At 70.2% G+C, this 22,392-nt stretch carries 17 protein-coding genes; 7 read left to right on the forward strand and 10 right to left on the reverse strand.

Annotated features, from left to right (window positions below; genetic code table 11):
* Positions 1 to 4 precede the first annotated feature (4 nt).
* The 3 genes from mraY to IEY88_RS05880 are packed head-to-tail and all read right to left on the reverse strand — an operon-like array spanning position 5 to position 4,070.
* Positions 5 to 1,090: a phospho-N-acetylmuramoyl-pentapeptide-transferase gene (mraY, locus tag IEY88_RS05870; protein ID WP_189153609.1), complete on the reverse strand. Its 1,086-nt coding sequence runs from the start codon at positions 1,088 to 1,090 to the stop codon at positions 5 to 7.
* Positions 1,087 to 2,547: a UDP-N-acetylmuramoyl-tripeptide--D-alanyl-D-alanine ligase gene (locus tag IEY88_RS05875; RefSeq protein WP_189153610.1), complete on the reverse strand. Its 1,461-nt coding sequence runs from the start codon at positions 2,545 to 2,547 to the stop codon at positions 1,087 to 1,089. The genes mraY and IEY88_RS05875 overlap by 4 nt, the downstream gene beginning before the upstream one ends.
* Positions 2,544 to 4,070, reverse strand: coding sequence for a UDP-N-acetylmuramoyl-L-alanyl-D-glutamate--2,6-diaminopimelate ligase (locus IEY88_RS05880; RefSeq protein ID WP_189153611.1), 1,527 nt, complete (start codon positions 4,068 to 4,070; stop codon positions 2,544 to 2,546). Before IEY88_RS05880 ends, IEY88_RS05875 begins: the two co-directional genes overlap by 4 nt.
* An 18-nt stretch (positions 4,071 to 4,088) precedes the next feature.
* Between IEY88_RS05880 and IEY88_RS45030 the strand changes: the two genes are divergently transcribed.
* Positions 4,089 to 4,220, forward strand: a complete 132-nt coding sequence (locus IEY88_RS45030; RefSeq protein ID WP_268241216.1) for a hypothetical protein — start codon at positions 4,089 to 4,091, stop codon at positions 4,218 to 4,220.
* A 138-nt stretch (positions 4,221 to 4,358) separates the two neighbouring features.
* Positions 4,359 to 5,096, forward strand: coding sequence for a universal stress protein (locus IEY88_RS05885; protein ID WP_189153612.1), 738 nt, complete (start codon positions 4,359 to 4,361; stop codon positions 5,094 to 5,096).
* Here the strand turns inward: IEY88_RS05885 and IEY88_RS05890 are convergent.
* The 5 genes from IEY88_RS05890 to mraZ form a co-directional block, all read right to left on the reverse strand.
* Positions 5,093 to 6,079: a putative glycoside hydrolase gene (locus IEY88_RS05890; protein ID WP_189153613.1), complete on the reverse strand. Its 987-nt coding sequence runs from the start codon at positions 6,077 to 6,079 to the stop codon at positions 5,093 to 5,095. The genes IEY88_RS05885 and IEY88_RS05890 overlap by 4 nt on opposite strands.
* 381 nt (positions 6,080 to 6,460) lie before the next feature.
* A complete protein-coding gene (locus IEY88_RS05895) occupies positions 6,461 to 8,362 on the reverse strand; it encodes a peptidoglycan D,D-transpeptidase FtsI family protein (RefSeq protein ID WP_189153614.1) in 1,902 nt (633 codons plus the stop codon).
* Positions 8,362 to 8,937 carry a cell division protein FtsL gene (ftsL, locus tag IEY88_RS05900; protein WP_189153615.1) on the reverse strand — a complete coding sequence of 192 codons (576 nt, stop codon included), beginning with the start codon at positions 8,935 to 8,937 and terminating at the stop codon, positions 8,362 to 8,364. Before ftsL ends, IEY88_RS05895 begins: the two co-directional genes overlap by 1 nt.
* Positions 8,934 to 9,887, reverse strand: a complete 954-nt coding sequence (gene rsmH / locus IEY88_RS05905) for a 16S rRNA (cytosine(1402)-N(4))-methyltransferase RsmH (RefSeq protein ID WP_189153616.1) — start codon at positions 9,885 to 9,887, stop codon at positions 8,934 to 8,936. The genes ftsL and rsmH overlap by 4 nt, the downstream gene beginning before the upstream one ends.
* 166 nt (positions 9,888 to 10,053) lie before the next feature.
* Complete coding sequence (gene mraZ, locus IEY88_RS05910) at positions 10,054 to 10,485, reverse strand: division/cell wall cluster transcriptional repressor MraZ (protein WP_030479478.1); 432 nt, start codon at positions 10,483 to 10,485, stop codon at positions 10,054 to 10,056.
* A 405-nt stretch (positions 10,486 to 10,890) separates the two neighbouring features.
* On the opposite strand from mraZ, the gene IEY88_RS05915 reads away from it, so the two are divergent.
* The 3 genes from IEY88_RS05915 to IEY88_RS05925 are packed head-to-tail and all read left to right on the forward strand — an operon-like array spanning position 10,891 to position 15,687.
* Positions 10,891 to 11,943 (forward strand): AAA family ATPase, encoded by a 1,053-nt coding sequence (locus IEY88_RS05915; protein WP_373294032.1) that lies wholly within the window; start codon positions 10,891 to 10,893, stop codon positions 11,941 to 11,943.
* 2 nt (positions 11,944 to 11,945) lie between these two features.
* Positions 11,946 to 13,211 (forward strand): DUF58 domain-containing protein, encoded by a 1,266-nt coding sequence (locus IEY88_RS05920; RefSeq protein ID WP_189153618.1) that lies wholly within the window; start codon positions 11,946 to 11,948, stop codon positions 13,209 to 13,211.
* Between the two features lies 1 nt (position 13,212).
* On the forward strand, positions 13,213 to 15,687 hold the full coding sequence (locus tag IEY88_RS05925) for a transglutaminase TgpA family protein (RefSeq protein WP_189153619.1): 2,475 nt from the start codon (positions 13,213 to 13,215) through the stop codon (positions 15,685 to 15,687).
* A gap of 68 nt (positions 15,688 to 15,755) precedes the next feature.
* Here the strand turns inward: IEY88_RS05925 and IEY88_RS05930 are convergent, their stop codons facing one another.
* The gene (locus tag IEY88_RS05930; RefSeq protein WP_090073948.1) at positions 15,756 to 16,151 is read right to left on the reverse strand and encodes an SCO2097 family morphological protein; all 396 of its coding nucleotides are present in this window, start codon (positions 16,149 to 16,151) and stop codon (positions 15,756 to 15,758) included.
* 281 nt (positions 16,152 to 16,432) lie between these two features.
* On the opposite strand from IEY88_RS05930, the gene IEY88_RS05935 reads away from it, so the two are divergent.
* Both IEY88_RS05935 and IEY88_RS05940 read left to right on the forward strand, forming a co-directional pair.
* Positions 16,433 to 16,939 carry a phosphoesterase gene (locus IEY88_RS05935; protein WP_189153620.1) on the forward strand — a complete coding sequence of 169 codons (507 nt, stop codon included), beginning with the start codon at positions 16,433 to 16,435 and terminating at the stop codon, positions 16,937 to 16,939.
* Positions 16,939 to 18,477, forward strand: a complete 1,539-nt coding sequence (locus tag IEY88_RS05940; RefSeq protein WP_229693135.1) for an alkaline phosphatase D family protein — start codon at positions 16,939 to 16,941, stop codon at positions 18,475 to 18,477. Before IEY88_RS05935 ends, IEY88_RS05940 begins: the two co-directional genes overlap by 1 nt.
* A 523-nt stretch (positions 18,478 to 19,000) precedes the next feature.
* On the opposite strand, the gene IEY88_RS05945 is transcribed toward IEY88_RS05940, so the two are convergent.
* Positions 19,001 to 22,159, reverse strand: coding sequence for a S8 family serine peptidase (locus IEY88_RS05945; RefSeq protein WP_189153621.1), 3,159 nt, complete (start codon positions 22,157 to 22,159; stop codon positions 19,001 to 19,003).
* Positions 22,160 to 22,392 lie beyond the last annotated feature (233 nt).

The raw sequence follows: 22,392 nt of genomic DNA on the forward strand, positions 1-22,392 counted from the left end.
AACTCTAGAAACCGCCCGTCAGCCACTCGCTGTAGAACACGCCGAGCCCGAACATGCAGCAGATGCCCGCCATCAACCAGAACCGGATGATGACCGTGGTTTCCGCCCAGCCCGCGAGCTCGAAGTGATGGTGGAACGGTGCCATGCGGAACAGGCGCCGTCGTGAGGTGCGGAAGACCGCGACCTGCAACGCCACCGACAGGGCCTCGACCACGAACAGGCCACCGATGACGATCATCAGCAGCTCGGTGCGGGTCGCGATCGCGAGACCGGCGACGAGGCCGCCGAGCGCGAGCGAACCGGTGTCACCCATGAAGATCTTGGCCGGGGCCGCGTTCCACCAGAGGAAGCCGATGCAGCCCGCCATCGCGGCCGCGGCGATCACGGCGAGGTCCAGCGGGTCGCGCACGTCGTAGCACCCGGCCACGGCGTAGCTCGAGCAGTTGTAGCGGAACTGCCAGAACGAGATCACGACGTACGTGCCGAACACCATCGCCGACGAGCCGCCGGCCAGGCCGTCGAGGCCGTCGGTGAGGTTCACGGCGTTCGACCACGCGGCGACCATGCCGTAGCAGAAGACGATGAAACCGATGGTGCCGAACGAGACCACGGTGATGTCGCGGACGAACGACAGGTTGACCGACGCGGGCGTCAGGCCGTCCTTGTTCGGGAACTGCAGCACGAGCACCGCGAACGTGATCGTCGCGATGAACTGGCCGACCAGCTTCGCCGTCTTGTTCAGGCCCAGGTTGCGGGCCTTGCGGATCTTGATGAAGTCGTCGAGGAAGCCGACGAGCCCGAGGGACGTCGTCAGCATGAGCACGAGCAGGCCGGACGCCGTCGGGGTCTGCCCGGACGCCGAGGCCGACATCGAGTTCACGAGGTGCGTGCCGAGGTAACCGGCCCACATCGCGACCAGGATGGCGAGGCCACCCATGGTCGGCGTACCGCGCTTGGTCTTGTGGTGCTGCGGACCGTCCTCGCGGATCTCCTGGCCGAAGCCCTGCCGGGAGAAGACCTTGATCAGATAAGGCGTCAGCAGGATCGACACCGCGAGGGCGATCGCTGCCGCGATCAGGATGCTCTTCACTTGGTTCCTGCCTCCAGCAGGGCCTCGGCAATGCGCCACAGGCGATAGGCGTTGGATGCCTTGACCAGCACTACGTCACCGGGCCGGACTTCCCCCTGGAGCAACGCGACAGCCGCGTCCACGTCCGGCACCCTGACGGATTCGTCTCCCCAAGATCCTTCCAGGTGCGCGCCCTGGTGCATCGCGCGGGCCGCCTCACCGACGACGACCAGCTTGCTGATGTCCAGGCGCACCACCAGGCGACCGATCTCGTCGTGCTCGCGCACCGCGTCGCCGCCCAGTTCCGCCATCGGGCCGAGGACGGCCCAGCTGCGGCGGGCGGGCGTGGTGGAGCGCGCGATCGACGCGAGCGCCTTCAACGCCGCCCGCACCGAGTCGGGGTTCGCGTTGTAGGCGTCGTCGATGACCGTCACGCCGTCCGCCCGGTCCTTGATGACCATGCGGTGCGCGGAGACCCGTTCCGCCGCGCCGAGCCTCTCCGCGACCTCGGCGGGCGTGGCGCCCAGCTCCAGGGCGATGGCGGCGGCGACCAGAGCGTTGCCGACCTGGTGCGTGCCGTTGAGCGAGAGCTTGACGCGCGCGTCGCCCTTAGCGGTCTTCAGCGTGAAGCTCGCCCGGGCCTGCTCGTCCAGCTCGATGTCCTCGGCGCGGACGTCCGCGTTCTTGTTCTCCCCGACCAGGACCACCTTGGCCCTGGTGCGGCTCGCCATGCCCGCCACCAGCGGGTCGTCGGCGTTGAGGATCGCGACACCGTCCTCCGGCAACGACTCGACCAGCTCACCCTTGCCCTGGGCGATGCCCTCGCGGGAACCGAACTCGCTGAGGTGCGCGGTGCCGACGTTGAGGACGGCGCCGAAGCGTGGCGGGGCGATCTCGCACAGGTGCGCGATGTGGCCGATGCCGCGCGCGGACAGCTCCAGCACCAGGAACCTGGTGTCCTCCGTGGACCGCAGCGCGGTCCAGGGGTGGCCGAGCTCGTTGTTGAACGACTCCGGCGGCGCCACGACGTCGCCGACCGGCGCCAGCACCTGGGCGATGAGGTCCTTGGTGGACGTCTTGCCCGCGGAGCCGGTGATGCCGATGATCGTCAGGTCCTTCAGGCGGTCCGTGACGTGGCGGGCGAGCTTGGCCAGTGCCGCGAGCACCGCCGCGCCCTCGCCGGTCTTGTCCCCCGCGAGCACGTAGGCGTTGGCGTGCCTGGTCTCCACCGGCGGTGCGATCACCGCGGGTGCGTCGACCTCGCGGCCTGCCAGCACGCCGGCGGCGCCCGACGCCACGGCCTGCGCGGCGAAGTCGTGGCCGTCCACGCGTTCACCGGGCAGGGCCAGGAAAAGGCCCCCCTCGGTGACCTTGCGGGTGTCGAACTCGATGGTGCCGGTGACCACCGGACTGCCATCGGTGGCGTGCAGGCGTCCGCCGACGATCTCCGCGATCTCGGCGAGCGTGAGTGCGATCAACGGTGTGCCCTCCTGATCGCGGCGGTCAGCGTCTCGACGTCCGAGAACGGCTGGACCACGCCGGCGATCTCCTGTCCCGTCTCGTGCCCCTTGCCCGCCACGACGACGACGTCACCCGGAAGTGCCAGCTCGACGGCCTTCTCGATCGCGAGCCTCCGGTCGCCGATCTCGAGCACCTCGCCCCGGTTCGCGGTGGCGAGGGCCCCTTCGAGCATGGCGGCCCGAATGGAGGACGCGTCTTCGCTCCTGGGGTTGTCATCGGTGATGATCAACACCTCGGCACGTGCCGCGGCGGCCTCGCCCATCAGCGGCCGCTTCGCGCGGTCCCGGTCGCCACCGCAGCCGAGCACGACGATCACCCGGCCGTCGGTCTTGGCGCGCACCGCGTCGAGCGCGAGCGCGACGGCGGCGGGCTTGTGCGAGTAGTCGACGACGGCGGTGAAGTCCTGGCCCTCGTCGACGCGCTGCATGCGGCCGGGCACCTGGACGGTCCGCAGCCCCTCGGCGACGGCCTCGGCGCCGATGCCCTCGACGTGCAGGCAGGCGATGGCCAGCAGGGCGTTCGCGATGTTGAAGCTGCCCGCGAGCGGGAGGTGGATCCGGATGTCTCCGCCGGGACCGTGCGCGGTGAAGCTCTGCTCACCGGTCGGCGAGACCTCGACGTCGCTCGCGGTCCAGTCGGCGGGCTTGGTCATGGCGACGGTGACGGTGCCCGGCTTCACGAGCCGGTCGCCCCACTCACCGTCGACGCAGACGATCTCCCTGCGCGCGCGGCCGTCGAACAGCTGCGCCTTGACCTGGAAGTACTCCTCCATGTCGGCGTGGAAGTCGAGGTGGTCCTGGCTCAGGTTCGTGAACGCGCCGATCTCGAACTCGGTGGCGGCGACGCGGCCCATGTGCAGCGCGTGGCTCGACACCTCCATCGCCACGTCGGTGACGCCGCGCTCGGCCATCACCGCGAACAGCGCCTGCAGGTCCGGCGCCTCGGGCGTGGTGTGGGAGCTGCCGAGCTGCTCGGTGCCGATGCGGGTGCCGACCGTGCCGATCAGGCCGGTCTGCCTCCCGGCGGCGCGCAGCACCGACTCGATCATGTACGTCGTGGTGGTCTTGCCGGACGTGCCGGTGACGCCCCACAGCTTGATCTTGGTCGACGGCTGTCCGTAGACGTGCGCGGCGAGCAGGCCCACGACCTCACGGGGGCGCGGGTGGACCAGCACGGGCACGTCTTTGAGGGAGTCGCGCGCGGCTCCGGCCTCGTCCGTCAGCACAGCGACGGCACCGTTTGCGATCGCCGTGTCGGCGAAGTCGGCACCGTGGACCTGCGCACCGGGCAGCGCGGCGTAGAGGTCCCCTGCGATCACGTGCTGTGCACGCAGAGTCACCCCCGTCACCTGGACGTCGGCATGCGCTGGCCTGGTCAGGTGCACGTCGGCCACCGCGGCGAGAGCAGCCACGGAAGCAGGGCGGATGGCGTTGGGGCGGGGCGGGGCGGTCGCGACCTTGCCCTCGAGCTTGGCAGGCACGGGCAAGAGGCTACCGGCGTGCGCGGAGTGGTCGAGCGGCGCGTTGGCGTTCGGGTGATGATCGGCGGTTCTGGGCCGTTCGGGTGGCCGTTCGCGCTGGTCCTCGCGGGCGAGCCCGTCCGGGCGAACAAGTTCCTGCCCGCTTCGTGACTTAGTGCCCTGTGGGCACAGGTGCGGCTGCGGTGAGGTGGAGGACGGCAGGAGGCGGCGATGAGAACCAGCTCGGCGGTGGAACCCAGGAGATTCTCGTTCTGGGCACCGGATTTCAGTCGTTCGGTCACGGTCGGAGTGGACACTTCCGAATCCGCGTATCACGCGTTCGAGTGGGCGGCGCGGCACGCGTGGTCGCTCAGGACGGACCTCCAGGTGTACCTCGCGGACCCCGGTGACACGACGGTCCAGCGGGTCCTGGAAAGACTTCCCATGCTCACCGCCCACTTCCGCCCCAGCGGGGACGACCCGGTGGCCGCACTGGTCAGGGCGTCGGACTCCAGCGCGACCTTGGTCTTGGGGTGCACGGGCGAACAGCACCGCGGCCTGGGGCTGGGCTCCCTCGTCCTGCCGGTGCTGCGCCGCGCGCGGTGCGGGGTCGTGGTGGTTCGCGGCCGCCCGGAGGCGATCCGCGGCGAACGCGGCTGGGTCACCGCCGCCGTCGGCGGGTGCGAGGACCCGGTCGTGCTGCGGCGCGCGGTCGAGCTCTGCCGCACCCGCCGCGCGCGGCTGCGGTTGCTGCACCTGCACCTGCCGGCCCAGCACGACGCCTCAGTCCCGCGCGACGAGGCAGCGGTCCGCCGGGCCGTGTTGTTCCTGCGCACCACCGCTCCCGAACTGACTCCCGAGGTGCTGGTGCGGGCGGGGCCGCCGCACGAGTCGCTGGCGGCCCTGGACTCCGACCTCGTGGTGCTCGGACGGGGCGGGCAGGGCGACGGGGTCGGGCTGATCACCCGTGCGGCGCTCTACCACTCGTCGTGTCCCGTGCTGGTGGCCCGGCCCGAGCCGTTGCACGACGACCGGGCCAAGCTCTAGCAGTCCTTGCGCAGCACGGTTCCGGTGGTGCCCGCCAGGGCGATGTAGCTGACCCGTGCGCCCTTTTCGTCAGTGTGGATCGAGTCGAGGCGCACGGTCACCGGCCCGGTGCCGGTCCGGTTCGCGTTGACGATCACCGTGGCGCACCCGAAGTCGCGCTGGTGCACGTTCTTCGCGATCTCGCGGTGGGCCCCAAGAGGTGCGCCGAGGTCCCAGTCGTACTCCGTGCGCCACCGCGACGGGCCGTCGTAGCGGTCGGTCTCCTCGATCTCGGAGATGGCCGCGTGCTCGCCCTTGGCCAGCAGGTAGCTCGCGAAGGCGTAGCGGAACGGCTGCTCGGCGCCGCTGTGGTGCGGCTGGACCCAGGTGATCTTGCCCTTGGCCTCGTTGGCGGTGATCTGCTCGACCTGCCGGCTCCAGCCCTGCGAGTACTCGGAGAGCAGGTCCCCGTCGCCGAAGGTCAGCCACCACTCGTCGAAGCCGCCGTCGAGGTGCTCGACGTAGGTGTCCCAGGCGCCGTCGTGCAGGCGGGCGTTGGACATGTTCGCGACGGTCTTCAGGCCCGCGTCCACGAACTTCTGCCTGGTGCCGGAGAGCATGGAGACGTAGGCGTCGCGCATGGCGGCGTCGGTCGGGTACGCGGCCGGGCAGACGCCGTCGTGGTAGGTGTCGCAGGCGAACAGGGCGTTGTCCATCAGGACGCCGTCGAAGACCTCCGCCGAGGACGCGACCACGTTGTCGGCCCAGGCGTTCTGGTAGCCGGGGTTGCCCACGTCCATCTGCCAGTGACCCTCGTAGCCGCCGTACTCGAGACGATTGCCCTTGGCGTCGCGCAGGAACCACGACGGGTCGGCCTCGCAGTACCCGACGCCGGTGGGGAGATCGGCGTCGTCCACGCCCTTCGAACACGCGTAGCTGCGCGTCGACGAGAGATCTTTGTAGACGAACGTCTGGATCTCCGGATTCGCCTTTTTGAACTTCACGGCAAGATCGGTTTCCCACGCGTTGAGAACGACGTACGAACGTCGCTGCGCCTCGACCGAGATCATTTGATCAGTGATGGGCGTGCTGTTCATGTGCAGCCAGAAGGACTCGGCCGTCAATCCGTCTTCACCGGCTTGAGCTGCGGGAACCATCGTCACCGCCAAGACGCCGACCAAGATCGAATGACTGATAAAGCGCACGACAAACCCCATCTCGCCTTGCCACTCCGGTTTCGGAGTATTAGACGTGATGAATTGCGTCTCAACACGAAGAGTTTTTCACTGTGAAAAACAAGAATGTCCCGAATTCACGCCTGGCGTGACTCAGGACACTTGCGGATCAGGCGCGCACGACCAAGAATGCGCGCCGCCCGATTCGACCTACAGCTGCAGCTGGACGTACGGCGTCTGCTCCACCGACATCGGCACCTGGAACCGCTGGGTCAGGAACGTCGCGATGTCGTGGAACACCGGCGCCGCCGACTGGGCGCCGCTCGGCGCGTCGAGCATGATGCCGACGACGTAACGCGGGTTGTCGGCCGGGAGGATGCCGGCGAACGTGGTCCAGTACTGGGACTGGGAATAGCACTTGCAGGCCTGGTCGATCTGCTGCGCCGTGCCGGTCTTGCCCGCGATCTGGTAGCCGGGCACGGCGGCGGACTTGCCGGTGCCGTTCTGGTTCGCGTCGCGCGGGTCGGACTGGGTGACCGAGCGGAACATGTCGCGGACGGTCTTCGCGGTCTCCTTCGACACCACCTGCACACCCTCGGGACGCTGCTTCTCCGACCGCGCGCCCTCCTCGCCGATCTCGGCGCGGACCAGCCGCGGCGGGATGCGCACGCCGTCGTTCGCGATGGCCTGGTACATACCGGTCATCTGCAGCAACGTCATCGAGAGGCCCTGGCCGATCGGCAGGTTGCCGAAGGTCGAGCCGGACCACTGGTTGAGCGGCGGGACGACACCGGCCTCCTCGGCCGGGACGCCCGACTGGGTGCGCTTGCCCAGGCCGAACTTCTGCAGCATCTCGGCGTAGCGCTCCTGGCCCACCTGCTGGGCCGCCTCGAGCGTGCCGACGTTGGAGGACTTGGCGAACACGCCGGTGAACGACATCGGCACGGTGCCGTGGTTCCAGGCGTCCTTGATGATCCGGTCGGCGACCTTGATCGACCCCGGCACCTGCAGCACGTCGTCCGGCTTGAACAGGCCGTACTCGACGGCGGCCGCGGCCGTGACGATCTTGTTCACCGAGCCGGGCTCGAAGCTCGACGACACCGCCGTGTTGCGCTTCTGGTCCTCGGACGCCTGGCCGAAGTCGGTCGGGTCGTACGTCTTGTCGTTGGCCATCGCGACGATCTCGCCGGTGCGGCTGTCCAGCACGACGGCGGAACCGTTCTTGGCGCCGAACTTCTTCGTGTAGTCGCTGATGATCTTCTGCACGGCGTACTGCGTGTCGATGTCGATCGTGAGCTCGAGGCTCTTGCCCGGCTGCGGCTTCACGAGCTCGCGTTCGGTGTTCGGGATGACGAGGGTGTCGTCACCCGACATCGTGTCGACCACGCGGCGGCCCGTCCGGCCCGCGAGCACGTTGTCCTGGGCGTTCTCCAGCCCGAGGATGCCCTGGACGGTCGGCGGCTTCTCCTCCTGGCGCCAGTTCGCCGCGCCGATGATGTTCGACGCCAGGTCGCCGTTGGGGTAGATGCGCTTGGAGCGGTACTCCGAACCGATCTCCGCCGGGTACTTCTCGACGATCTTCGCGGCCTTGGCCGGTTCGGACTCGCTGACCAGGACCTCGTAGGTGACGTCCTCGACCAGCTGCCGGTAGACGGTCTCCTCGTCGGTCTTCTCCCCGTTGACCTCGGGGCCCAGCGTCGACGAGATGAACTTCGCCATCTCGCGCGCCCGGTCCTCGTAGGTGCCGGGGTACTTCTTCGCGTCCTTCGCGTGGGCGTCGTCCCAGTTCTTGCGCGCGCGCTGCGGAAGGATGTAGAGCGCGCGCACCTCGATCGAGAACGCGAGCTGGTTGCCGTTGCGGTCGAGGATCGAACCGCGCTCGGCGGGGATGTCGATGGGCGTGGTGCGCTGCTTCTGCGCCTGCAGCGAGAGTTCCTCCGCCTGCAAGCCCTGCACCTGCACGAGCTTGACGCCCGCGATCACCAGTGCACCGATCAGCAGGACGCGGCCGACGCCGATGCGCAGCCTGCTGTTGCCGCCCAGGCGCGCGGCCGGGCGAGAGCCGCGCACCGACAACGGGCGGCGCGGCCCCCTCGTCTGGGGACCGGGCATCAGCCGGCCGCCGGAGGTGTCTGACCGGCCGGCGGAGGAGTCTGGCCCGCGGGCGGCGCGGGGGTCTCCGGAGCGGGCGGGGACGGCGGCGTCGACTTGGTCGGCGCGCTCGGCTTGCCGAACTCCTCGATCGAGCCGTCCGGGTTCTGCCGCAGCCGTGCCGGGTTCGACGGCTCGACGAGGCCCATCTCCGCGGCCCGGCGCGCGAGGTCCGTCGGCGACTCGAGCAGCGCCACCTCGCGGCGCAGCTGCTCCATCTGCAACGTCAGCCTCTCGGCCTCCGCCCGCGCCTCCTGCAGCCGGTAGGTGTCGGCGGCGGCCTGGGTGGAGAAGTACATGATCCCGGCGACGCCCGCGCCCAGCACGAGCATCACCAGCACGACGAACGGCGCCTTGGACGCCACCTTCTGCTGCGGGCTCGCCGCACCGCCCCGCAGGTTCGAGGCGCGCTGGGCCCGCCGGGCGTAGGCGCGCTCGGCTCCGGCTGAGCGCCGGCGAGCCTTGTCCTGCTGCTCGGCCTTGTCCTTCGAGGGGTCGCGGGGCGAGGAGCCACCGACCCGTGCGGGTGCCGTCACCTCGGTGCTCCGATCCGCTCGGCCGCGCGCAGGCGCACCGGCGCCGCTCGCGGGTTGTCCTCGATCTCCTGCTCGTTCGCGAGCTCCGCGCCCCTGGTCAGCAGCTTGACCTCGGGCCCGTGGCCCGGCAGCTCGACCGGCAGGCCCGGCGGCGTCTTCGACTTCGCCAGCTCCGCGAGCGCCTGCTTCACCATCCGGTCCTCGAGGGACTGGTACGACTCCACGACGATGCGACCGCCGACGCCCAGCACGCCCAGGGCGGCGGGCAGCGCGAGCCGCAACGACTCCAGCTCGCCGTTGACCTCGATCCGCAACGCCTGGAAGGTGCGCTTCGCCGGGTGCCCGCCGGTGCGCCGCGACGCCGCGGGCACGGCGGCGTAGAGCAGCTCGACGAGCCGGCCGCTGTTCGTGAACGGCTCTTTCTCGCGCTCCCGCAGCACCGCGGAGGCGATCTTGCCCGCGAACCGCTCCTCGCCGTAGGTCGACAGGATCCGCGCGAGGTCGCCGTGCGAGTACGTGTTGAGCACGTCCGCCGCCGTCATGCCGGTGCCCTTGGACATCCGCATGTCGAGCGGGGCGTCCTTCGAGTACGCGAACCCGCGCTCCTCCTCGTCCAGCTGCAACGAGGACACGCCGAGGTCCATCAGGACGCCGTCGACCTTCGGGAAACCGAGGTCCTGCACGGCTTCGTCGATGTGGTCGTAGGTGACGTTGACGAGATGAACGCGGTCGCCGTGGCGGGCGAGACGCTTGCCCGCCATCTCGATGGCCTGCGGATCGCGGTCGAGCCCGATGAGCGTGAGCTCGGGGTGGGCGCTCAACAGCGCGTCGGAGTGGCCGCCCATGCCGAGGGTCGTGTCGACGACGACGGCGGGCTTGCCGGAGAGCGCTGGAGCGAAGAGTTCCAGGACGCGGTCCAGCAGCACCGGTACGTGCCGCGGCTGATCCATCGTCCCTCTGCTCCCCTGATGCGCGTTTCGGGTGACGTCAGGTCCCCGCCCGCCCGTCGAACCTGGCGCCGGGGAAGGTGCGCCAGGGCCGATACTCGAGCGGACCGAGGCCTCACGGCACCCGAATCGCGTTTGAACATCCGGCCTGTTGCTCGGCTGACCGCCATCAGAAGACGCCCGGAATGACCTCCTCGCGAGCGGTGGCGTAGCCGTCCTCGTGCTCGTCGAGATAGGTCTGCCAGGCCGCCGCGTCCCAGATCTCCATCCTGGTGAACGCGCCGACGACCACGCACTCCTTGGTCAGCCCGGCATACCGGCGCAGTTCCGGTGCGATCAGGACCCGGCCCTGACCGTCCGGACGCTGCTCGTCCGTTCCTGCGAACAGATAACGCTGATAGGCGCGTACGGCGTCGTTGGTGAACGGCGCCTCGGCGACCTTCTTCGCCATCTGCTCGAACTCGGCCCGGGGGAACACGTACAGGCAGTGGTCCTGGCCTTTGGTGACCATGAGACCTCCCGCCAGTTCGTCCCGGAACTTCGCAGGCAGTGTCAGCCGACCTTTGTCGTCCAGGCGCGGGTAGTGAGTGCCCAGGAACACGGCATCCACCTCCCTTGCCGGACGACGAGACCGGCAGTGGAGCCCCCGTCTGCCCCACCGGCCGCCACAGTACCCCACTTTTCACCACAGTCAACGTTGAAACGGGTGTCCGCACAGCATGTCGGAACTCGTTTTCCCAGGTAGACGCCGTGGGGCAGCGTGGGGGGACGGTGGGGGAAGTGGTCAGGCACCACCTTCGCGGGTGAGTGTTCAGGTCCGAATTAGCACTCGAACGGCCTAGAAATTCTGGCCAAAACATGGGGTTGGGGCGTATGGGTGGGGGAAGGTGGACTGAGGTGGAGCGAACCCGATGTAGCCCGCAGGTGTAGGGCACTTAGCCGTGGTTTGACACACTGCGTGAAACGCTCACACGTCCGTGTTCCGGACACGGCTGCTGGAGGTTTAGTGACGCCGGGAAGCCCAAGCGCGAACAGTCACGCGCCGGTCGATCAGGTTCTGGGTGAGTTGCACGGCGCCGTCCAGCGGATCGCCGCGAACGTCGAGCGGGTGCTCGTCGGCAAACCCGACGTGGTCCGCCTCGCCCTCGTGACGCTGCTCGCCGAGGGGCACCTGCTGGTCGAGGACGTGCCGGGTGTCGGCAAGACCTCGCTGGCCAAAGCGCTGGCCCGTTCGATCGACTGCACGGTGAGCCGGGTGCAGTTCACGCCCGACCTGCTGCCGAGCGACATCACCGGTTCGTCGATCTACAACCGGCAGGAGAACGACTTCGAGTTCCGGCCGGGCCCGATCTTCGCGAACATCGTGGTCGGCGACGAGATCAACCGCGCCTCCCCCAAGACGCAGTCCGCGCTCTTGGAGTGCATGGAGGAGCACCAGGTCACCGTCGACGGCAACACGTACCCGCTGGGTTCGCCGTTCATGGTGATCGCGACGCAGAACCCGATCGAGATGGAGGGCACGTACGCCCTTCCCGAGGCGCAGCGCGACAGGTTCACCGCGCGCGTGTCGATCGGCTACCCGGACCCGCAGGCCGAGCTCGCGATGGTCGACGAGCACGCGGGTCACAACCCGCTCGACGACCTGAGGCCCGTCTCGGACGCGGCGCAGATCCTGCGGCTGGTCGAGGCCGTGCGCCGGGTGCACCTGTCCCCGGAGGTCCGCAGGTACGCGGTCGAGCTGGTCTCGGCGACGCGCCGCCTGCCGGAGCTCCGGCTGGGTGCCTCGCCGCGGTCCACGCTGCACCTCGTGCGCGCCGCACGAGCGCAGGCGGCGCTGGCCGGGCGTGACTTCGTGGTGCCGGACGACATCCACGCGGTGTCGATCCCGGTGCTGGCCCACCGGCTCGTGCTGACCGCGGAGGCCCAGGCCGCCCGCCGGTCGCCCGCCGAGCTGATCAGGGCCCTGCTGCAGCGCGTGCCGGTGCCGACGGCGGCACTCGACCCGAGCGCCGCGTTCGTCCGCAGCATGAACAACAACAACGCAGGGACGCCACGCTGACGATGCGCACCGCACTGTCCGGTCTGACCACACGCGGGAGATGCTTGCTGGCCGCGGGGTTCGCCGCCGGAGTGTGCGCCGCGGTGCTGAACGAACGCGACCTGTTGCGGGTCGCCGCCTTCGTGATCGCGCTGCCCCTGCTGGCCGCGTGGCTCGCGACGAGGGCTCGGGTGGGGCTGCACGCCGCCCGGTACCTCGCGCCGAGCCGCGTGCCCGTGGGTGCCGCGTCGGAGGTGAAGCTCGACCTGCGCAGCACCGGCCGGCTGCCCACGGGCGGGCTGATGCTGGAGGACACCGTCCCGTACGCCCTGGGCGCGCGGCCGCGGTTCCTGGTGGAGCGGCTGCCCCGCAACACGCCGACCTCGCTGCGCTACCCGCTCAAGCCGGTCATGCGCGGCATCCAGCAGGTCGGGCCGTTGATGGCGCGGATCACCGACCCGTTCGGCCTGGCCGAGTTCGACCGCGAACTCGCGGGCCGCTCCCGGCTGGTCGTGGTGCCTCGCGTCGTGCGGCTGGCCGGTCTGCCCGGCGGGTCCGGCATGGGCGCGGGTGACGACGGCTCGGTGCGGCTGAGTGCCGGTCAGGGTGAGGACGACGCGGTCGTGCGGCCCTATCGGCAGGGCGACGACCTGCGGAAGGTCCACTGGCGGTCCACGGCCCGCCGGGACGAGCTGATGGTGCGCGTCGAGGAACGTCCGTGGCGCGGCGGCACGACGGTGCTGCTGGACCACCGGGTGCACGCGCACCGCGGCAGCGGGCCCACGGCGTCACTGGAGTGGGCCATCTCGTTCGCGGCGTCGATCTGCCTGCACCTGCACCACTTCGGCCACCAGGTGCGCCTGGTCTCCGAGGACGGGCGGGTGCTCGCGGGCGGGTCGTCCGACGGCGGGCACAGCGACCACGTGGTGCTGGACTCACTCGCGGCGTTGCAGGGCTCGCACCGCCGCGAGCTCAGCGGCGGGATGGACCCCGGCGCCGGCCAGGAGGTCATCGCGGTGCTGGGCGGCCTGTCGCCCGCGTCGGCGGAGGAGCTGGTCCGGTACCGGCCGCGCGGCACCCGCAGCCTGGCCGTGCTGCTGGACGTGAACGCGTGGGGCGGTGGCACCGACAGCGCCGCTCCCGAACCCGAGGACGCCCGGCGGTTGCTGACCGGGGCGGGCTGGGGCGTGGCGATCGCGAAGCCGTCCGCGTCGATGCAGCAGGTGTGGCAGGAGTTGTGCGCCTCGGCGGGAACCCGGGGTTCGTCGTTCCGCACGGAGGTGGGCTGAGATGGGGTCCCGTTCCGCTACCTCGAAGGGCACCGAGCCCGAGTGGTTCACCTCGGCGACGCCGTGGATCGCCGCGCTGGCCGTGCTCTGCGCGTCCACCGCGCTGTCCGGCGTGATCGAGGGCGACCTGTGGCTGGTGCGCATCGGCGTGGTGATCGTCGCGATCACCGTGACCGGCGCGTTCCTGCGGGCGACCCGGCTGACCCCGCCGCTGGTCGCGATCGCGCAGGTCTTCGTGTTGTTGTGCCTGCTCACGGCGTTGCACACGCGGTCGGGCATCTTCCTGTTCATCCCCGGTCCCGACGCGCTGGGCGAGCTCGGCGACGTGCTCGCGGACTCCGTGGCGCAGGTGCAGACCGGTGTTCCGCCGGTGCACGCGTCACCGGCGATCCAGGCGCTCGTGGTGCTGGCGATCGGCCTGGTCGCGGTGCTGGTCGACACGCTGGCCGTCGCGGCGGCGGCCCCGGCGGCGTCCGGCCTGGTGCTGCTGTGCGTGTTCGCGGTCCCCGCGTCGCTGGCCGACGAGATGCTGCCGTTCTGGACGTTCATCCTGGGCGCGGCGGCGTTCGCGATGCTGCTCGCGGTCGACGGTCAGCACCGGCACGAGGCGTGGCGGGGCCGGCTCGGCTCCGGTTCGGCGAGCGGGTCCGGCGGGTCCGCGACCTCCGTGGCGGCGATCGCGATGGTGATCGCGCTGGTCGTCGGCGCGGGCTTCACGCTCGTCGGCACGGTCGGCAGGCTGCCCGGCAGCGGTGGCGGCGGGGGTGGCAAGGGCGGCATCGGGCTGAGCGAGATGACGTCGCTGCGCGGCATGCTCAACCGCGGCCGCAGCGCCGAGGTGTTCTACGTGCGGGGCATGACCGACCCGACGTACATGCGGGCGTCGACGCTCGCCCAGTACGTGCCGAACAAGGGCTGGGAGCGGGGCACCCCTCCCGGCGGCCAGCCCGCGCGTGGTGAGCTTCCGCCGCAGCCGGGCGACCGCGGCGAGGGCAAGACGACCCGGATCAACATCGAGCCGCGTGACTGGCGGAGCTTCTGGCTGCCGACCTACGGCTCCGTGCGCCGCATCCAGACGCCGGACGACGACTACCAGTTCGACCCGAAGAAGGGCGTGATCTACACCCAGCGGGAGCGCGAGCCGGACCCGTACGAGATCGACACGGTGATGTCGACGCCGACGAAGCAGGCGCTGCGGCTGGCACCGACCCAGGCGAACGCGGTCGACCGCGAGTACTACAAGTTCGACGGGGTCGAGCAGGAGGTCGTGGACGCCGCGAAGAAGGCCGTCGAGGGCGCCACCAACGACTTCGACAAGGCCGCCGCGCTCACGGCGTTCTTCAACAGCCCCACCAGCGGGTTCGAGTACAAGCTCCAGACCGGCGGCGACATCACCACGGACGCGCTGAGCGACTTCGTGCTCAGGAGCAAGGTCGGCTACTGCGAGCAGTTCGCCTCCGCGATGGCCGTGATGGCGCGCGTGGTGGGCCTGCCGTCGCGCGTGGCGATCGGCTTCACCGCCGGCGTCCCGTCCGCGGACGGTTCCTACCGCGTGGTCAGCACCGAGGACGCGCACGCGTGGGTCGAGATCTTCTTCCCGAACTACGGCTGGATGACCTTCGACCCGACCCCGGTCAACGACGGCCGCGGCATCGTGCCGCCGTACCTGCGCGAGACCGCGCAGGGCCAGGAGGAGGTGCCGACCGCCGAGACGAGCACGAACACGGTGGCGCCCTCGCAGTCCGGTTCGGCCCAGGCGTCGGCCTCGCCCGACGGTGAGGACGGCGACCAGGGGCTGCCGCAGGCCCAGGAGTCGGGCCCGCCCCCGTGGCACCTGTGGGCGCTGGGCGTCGTGCTGGTGCTGGCGGCGTTGTCGTCGGTCTTCCTGGTGCTGGCGCTGCTCGGCGTGATCGGCGCCGGGCTGCTGGGCATGACGTGGGCGCGCAAGCTGCTCATTCCGGCCGTGGCCGGGCTGTGGCTGATAGGCGCGGGGCTCGCGGCAGCGGTGCTGTCGTGGTGGCTCGGCGTGGTGCTGGTGCTCGCCGGGATCCTGTTCACGCCGCTGCTGATCCGTGCCGTGCGACGGCGCAACCACCTGCACGCGGTGACGGCGCTCGGCCCCGGTTCGGCCACGGCGGCGTGGGGTGAGCTCATGGCGGAGTCGATCGACCGCGGCGCGCCCGTGCCGTCCGCCGAGACGATCCGGGTCGCCGCCCGCCGGTTGGCGCGCGAGCACAACCTGGACGACGCGGGCAAGAACGGCCTGCGGACGGTGATCGGGGCGATCGAGCGGTCCTGGTACAGCCCGAACCCGGCCGCCGACCCGTCGTTGCCCGGAGCGCTGGCCGCGGTGCGACAGTCGTTGCGACAGAACGCGCCGCTGTCGTGGAAGGCGAAGCTGTTCCCGAAGTCGGTGCTCAAGCCGGCGCCCGCACCGGTGGCGGACGCTCCCGACCGGGAGCCCGTCGGGGTGTAGGTCCCGCACGGACGAAGGGCCCGCTCCCCTGCCGGGGGCGGGCCCTTCGTCGTGAAGCTCCTCGGGGTCTACTGCTCTTCGTCGAAGCGACGGCGGAAGCGCTCTTCCATCCGTTCGGAGAACGAGCTGCGGCTGCGCGCTGGCTTGCCGTCCTCCTGCGCTCCCTCGGCGACCTGGTCACCACGACGAAGCGTCGTCAGGGTGATGAGCGCACCGAAGAACATGAGCAGGAAGCCGAAGACGCTCACCACGGGAATGCTGGCGATCGAGAGCTGCGGCAGCATCACTCCGGTGATGAGCGCGGCCACGCCGACCACGAACAACACGATGCCCTGCACGCGGCGTCGCTTGGACGGCCGCCGCAACTTGGCGCCCCGTACGGTGGATGCGAACTTCGGGTCCTCGGCGTAGAGCGCGCGCTCGATCTGGTCGAGCAGTCGCTGCTCGTGCTCGGAGAGTGGCATCGTTCCTCCTCCGGCACAGCGGTCGCGGGCGCCGGGTGTTTTCGGTTTCCGCCGAACCCGGCGGACGACCCACCCTGGGGACGTCACCCTCCAGGATACGATCCGCGCGCCCCGGCGACTACCCAGTCGGCCTTCTCATACGGTCTGTTCTGTCACCATCATCCTCCTGGGGCAGTGGTGAGGCCTTCGTGAGGCCCCTCCAGCCCCTTGTGGCCTTGCGTTCACGTGTCGTTCCGCCCTGGGCCTCGCCAGGGAAATCCCGGCTTGCTCGGATCGGTCGCATGACCGAACTCATCGTCAACGGTGCCGCCGAGCAGGGCCTGACCGGCTGGCTCGTCGTCGCAGGCGCCCCCGTGGTGCTGCGGTACGACACGGGGCAGGGGTATCCGGGACCCGGTGATCCCGGTCCGGCGGAGCGCGGCGCGTCGTTCTTCGGCGGCGGCGACACGCCACTGAGCACTCTTCGACAGAGCGTGACGTTGCCGCGCCGCTCGTCTCAGTTCGCCGTGTCCGCGTGGCTCGGCGGCTACGCCTCGCAACAGGACGGCGCCCGGCTGTCCGTGGAGTTCCTCGACGCCGGCGGTACCCCGCGCGGTCTCGTGGTGCTCGGCCCGGTGACGGCCGAGGAACGTTCCGGCCGCACCGGCCTCGTCGAGCGGTCGGCGCGCGGCACCGTGCCACCGGGCAGCCGCACCGCCGTGGTGACGCTGCAACTGACCCGTTCCGGCGGCGGCACGTCGAACGACGGCTACGCGGACAACATCTCGTTCACGGTCGGAGGCCGCTGATGCTGAACCGACGTGATCTCCTCCGCGCCGCGGCCGCCGCCGGTGCTCTCGGCACGGTGTGGCCGCTGTCGGCCGGTCTGTCCCCCGCGCAGGCCCACGCGGCCGCTCTCGACCTGGGCGCGTCGTGGGACGCGGCGCCGTTCTGCCTGGGCGTCGGATCCGGGGACCCGTTGCCGGACAGCGTGATCCTGTGGACGCGCCTGGCTCCCGAGCCGCTCGCGTTCGAGCAGCCGCTGCCCGAGATCGTCGAGGTCGAGTGGGCCGTCGCGCTGGATCGCACGATGCGTTCGCGCGTGGCGTGCGGGAAGGTCGCCGCGTCGAACCTGTTGGGGCACAGCGTGCACGTGCCCGTGCACGGACTTCGTCCCGGCCGCACCTACTACTACCAGTTCTCGGCTCTGGGCAAGCGTTCTCGCGTCGGCCGCACTCGCACGGCCCCGGTCGGCCCGGTGTCGAAGGTGCGCTTCGCGACGGCGAACTGCCAGGCGTTCCACGACGGCTTCTACGCCGCACACCGCGGGATCGCGGCCGAGAACCTGGACTTCGTCGTGCACCTGGGCGACTACATCTACGAGCACGGCCAGGTCGGCGGCGCACACGTGCGTGATCACGAGGGCCCCGCGGTGCTGTCCCTTGCGGACTACCGGCGCCGCCACGCCCTGTACAAGGGCGACCCGTCCCTGCGCGACGCCCACGCCGCTCACCCCTTCTTCTTGACCTGGGACGACCACGAGGTCGTCAACGACTACAGCGGCACCGAGGGCTCCGCACCGTTCGTGAAACGCCGTGCCGCCGCCTACCAGGCTTGGTACGAACACCTGCCGATCCGCTCTGGGAGCGCTCTCGAACCGCAGATCCACCGCCGCCGCGAGTGGGGCTCCCTGCTCGACCTGACCGTGCTGGACCTGCGCCAGTACCGCTCCGCGCAGAACCTGCCGTCGGGCACGATCCTGGGCGCTTCGCAGAAGCAGTGGCTGCTGGACGGCATCTCGGGCGCCCGCGAGGCGTGGCAGGTGTGGATCAACTCGATCATGCTGTCCCAACTGGCTCGCCGGGGCGGCGGCTACTACTTCACCGACCAGTGGGACGGCTTCCTGGCCGAACGCCGCGAGGTGCTCGGCCACGTCGCCGCCGAGGGCCTTCGAGACTTCGTGGTGCTGACCGGCGACTGGCACTCGGCGTTCGTGGACGACATCCGGCCGGACTTCGACGACGTGTCGTCACCGGTGATCGGCACGGAGTTCACCGCGCACTCGGTCACGTCCGGGGCCTACTCGCCGGAGTGGAACGCGGTCAACGGGCCGGTGATGGGGGCGGCGAACCCGCACCTGAAGTACTTCGAGGGCAACAGGTACGGCTATGACGTGTACGAGGTGACGCCCCAGCGGTTCACCACGCACATGAAGGTGATCGGGGACCGGCGGGACGCTTCTTCCCCGGTGTCGACGCTGACGACGTTCCACGTCGACCGGGGGAAGGCCGGGAGCTACGAGGATCCTTCGACGGCTGGGTCGCCTGCGCAGTACCGGCGGGCCTGAGGTGTCAGGCCTGTTGGGTCATGCCTGAGGCGCTGAAAGCGTCGGACCTGTTGGGTCAGGCCTGAGGCGCTGAAAAGTGTCAGACCCGCTGAGTATGCTCGAATTCGGGGGTTCCCGGGCCCTGTGTGGGCGGCGGGTGGATCCCCCGAATCCGATGCTACTCAGCGGGTCTGACAGTTCTGGTGCTACTCAGCCGGTCTGACAGTTCTGGTGCTACTCAGCAGGTCTGACAGTTCTGGTGCAGTTCGGCGGGCCTGACAGTGGCGGCCGGAACCTGATCACATTTCTCAGCGGAACGAGCGGAACTACGTGGTGATCGTGCACCGCGCTCGACGCAACCGTCCGCGACGCCCTGGCCGTCACCATCACCGCTCGACCAACGACCGCCCAGGCGAGGCGCTCGGCTGGGACAACCCAGCCGAGCGCCTCACCCAGCTCCCGACCGAAGTCACTTGAACACTTCTGTCGCAACGCCCTTCCTTTGAGGTACCTGCTGTCCAGCAGAACCGACGGTTCTGCGGGGTCAGCTCGCGATCTTGTAGGCGCGGATGATCGTCACCTCGCCCGTGTTGCCCGCCGCGTCCGTGGTCTTGGCGCGCAGTGAGGCGAACTTCGCGTTCTTCGGGTGCTGCACGACCGCCTTGTCGCCGGCGACCCGCACCTGCTTCCAGGTCGCGCCGTCGTCGAACGACACCTCGACGGTGACGCGCTTGACCTTCGGCGTGTTCTGGGCCTGCTCGACCACCAGCGGGACCAGTTGCACGCGGCCGCGCGCGGTGTCCTCGTCGTCGAGCTTCGGCAGGAAGCGGACCACCGTGAGCGGGAGGTGCGTGATCTCGGTGGTGTGCTTGGCCTTGAAGGACCAGGAGCCACTCACCTTCGTCGACAGCTCCGTGTCGCGGCTGTGCTCCATCTCGGCCCGGTAAGCGCCTTCCGCCGCCGGGACGTCGAAGACCGCGGCGGGCCGGTCCGACTCGCCGAGCTTGGTGCCGTTGTGGAACAGCGTGGTCTTCGCGGTACCGGTGCCGGCCCTGCCCTCGCCGCCGTTGCGGTCGGTGTGGAGCGGCACCCTGACCGCGATCTGGTCCTCGAGCCTCGCGAGGCCGAAGCCCGGCGCCGACGGGACGGACGGGCCGAGGACCGCGGCGCCGAACGTCTGCGAGTACTTCTTGCCGCCCTTGAAGGAACGCGCGGGCGTCTCGGTCGAGTACTCGTTGTTGTTGTCCGGGCCGACCCGGTCGTAGATCCAGGCCCACTTGCCGGTCACGGTCGAGACGAGATCGACGGCGCGACCGCCGTCCGGCACCTGCGTGAACCAGCCGAAGCCGCCGCTGCCGTCGATCGGGTTCGGCATCACGGCGATGCCGTGCTTGCGGCCCTCTCCCGCGTTGCGGAAGCTCGACGTCATCTCGGCTAGCTCGTTCGCCCCGGCCGTCCGCTCGTAGCCGGTCGGCATGCCCTTTTCCGTGTACATCAGGCGGTAGCTGACCGGTGTTTTCTCGTCGCGTGGCGTGCCTTGGAACTGCTCGGCGATCGTCGTCGTGAAGCCCGGGGTGTCCGGCCCGAACTGAGCGGTGGACACCTGGCCCGCGAGACCGTCGAAGAAGGCCCAGCCGTGGCCGAAGGGCCGTCCGGCGACCTGCGCGGTGTAGCCGACGGTGCCGATCATGCCCTTGGCCGCGGCGTCAGGTGTCCGGAGCGCCACCGGCTTGGCCGTGCGCGTGTCGAGCGTGATCGTTCCCTTGCCGCCCACCACGAACTTCGGCCGCACCACGAACGCCACCTTGAAGTCCGCGCTGACCACGGAGCTGTCGACGAGGTACTCGCCCTTGGGCAGTCGGACGTTCCCGCCCCTGCCCGGATACGCCTTGCCGGTCTTGGTGTCGACGAACACCGTGCTGTGGTCCTCGGCCGGGTTGCCGTCGGGTCCGAGCACGGCGAGAACGGTGTCGTAGCTCTCGACCTCCCGGTTGACGCTGACGAGCGTGCGCGGTCCGTTCGACGCGACGACCGCGCCGCTGTAGGCACCGTCCGGCGCGTTCGCCTTGGTGTCAGCCGTGATCGTGGCCTTCGCCTCGCCGCCGGCCGGAACGGTGACCTCCGCCGGGGACACGGTGAACAGACCCGCGGGTGCGGGCTTGCCGTCCGGTCCCTTGACGTCCACGCTCAGGTCGAGCGTGACGGGCTCCTTGCCGGGGTTGCGGTAGGTGACCTCACGCACGACCTTCTGGTCGTCGTCGTGCGGCCACTGCTGCAGCCCGAAGTTGATGTTCGCCGGGTCGGCGATCACCTGCTGCTCCAACATCCTCGGCACGTCGACCCGTCCGGCGCCCTGGTCGAACGCCGTCAGCGAAGGGTTCGCCTTGGCCGCAGCCATGACCGTCGCCTTGAGCCGCGACCCGGTCCAGTCCGGGTGCTGCTGCTTGAGCAGCGCGACGACACCCGCCACGTGCGGCGTCGCCATCGACGTGCCGTCCATCGCGACGTGCCCCTGCGTGCCGGCCTCGGCGGCCACGATGCCCACACCGGGCGCGGTGACGTCCGGCTTCACCGCTCCGTCCGCCGCCGGACCACGGCTGGAGAACGGCGCGATGCCGTCGTTGCGGTCCACTGCCCCGACGGTCAGCGCGGACTCGGCGCTGCCGGGCGAGCCGATCGTCTCCGGGCGCCCGGAGTTGCCCGCCGCGACGACGAACAACGCGCCGGTCTCCCGGGAGATCCGGTTGACGGCCTCCTCGATCGGGTCGATCTCCGGTGTGTCACCCCCTCCCAGACTCATGTTGACGACGCTGGCGCCCTGGTCGGCCGCCCACTGCATGCCCGCGAGGATCGCCGAGTCCGGGCAACCGCCCGGCTGGCACACCTTGCCGTCGAGGATCTCGGCGTCCGGCGCGACACCGCGGTACTGCTCGCCCCTGCTCGCGATCGTCGACGCGACGTGCGTGCCGTGCCCGACCTCGTCGGTGTTGTCCGGCGAGTCGGTGAAGTTCTTCTCGGCGACCTGCTTGCCCTGCAGGTCCGGGTGCTTCTCGTCGACGCCCGTGTCGAGCACCGCGACCTTCACGCCCTTGCCCGTGACACCGGCCTGCCACGCCTGCGGCGCACCGATCTGCTTGGTGCTGCGGTCGAGCGACACCTTGCGGACGCCGTCGAGCCACACCTTCTCCACCGCACCACCGCGCAGCGACTCCCAGGCGCTGCCCGACTTCTCGGCGGAGCCCGTCACCAGACCGGCCACGGCCTCCTTGGCCGCCAAGGCGTTGATGCCGCCCGATCGCGCGCCCGCCGCCGGCCGCACGATCACAGGGATGCTGCTGCGCCGCGCGTCGTCGTAGCCGAACTCGGCCAGCGACGTCACGTCGAACAACCGCGGGTCGAGCTTTCCGTTCTCCACCAACGCGATCGCGTCCGCGGGCACCACGTGCCGATGCCCGTCCCGCGTGAAGGTGCGCACCGGCAGCCTGCCCCGCCCCGGTCCCGGCACGAACCGCACGACGCGGTCGCCCGCCAGCTCCACCCGGTCACCGGTGATCAGCGTGACGCTGCGGTCACCCCGCCCTGCCTGCTGCTCGTCCGCGTGCGCGACGGCCGTCGTCCCCGTGATCGTTCCCGCGGTGACGAGGCCCGCCGACAACGCGAGCGCGGTGAACCCCCGACGGGCACCTCGCTGTCCTGCTCTCACTGGGTACCTCCAGTGCTCGATGAGGTGTTGCGTCAGTGACCGTAGGGACACCGAGCGTCACCACACCTCCCTCTGGAGGCCGGAGCTGCGGGTGCGGATGTCATCCCGCAGGGGTACCGCACTGGCCGATCGGCTGGTTGACACGCCGCCGCCGGGCCGGCGCACCTCCTTTCGGAATTGAGTCGTGACCGGGTTCTCGTGCACACTTCGTCCTGCCGTCATCTGGGGGCTTG

Origin of the sequence: Lentzea pudingi (genome assembly GCF_014646255.1) — a bacterium.
Lineage (GTDB): Bacteria > Actinomycetota > Actinomycetes > Mycobacteriales > Pseudonocardiaceae > Lentzea > Lentzea pudingi.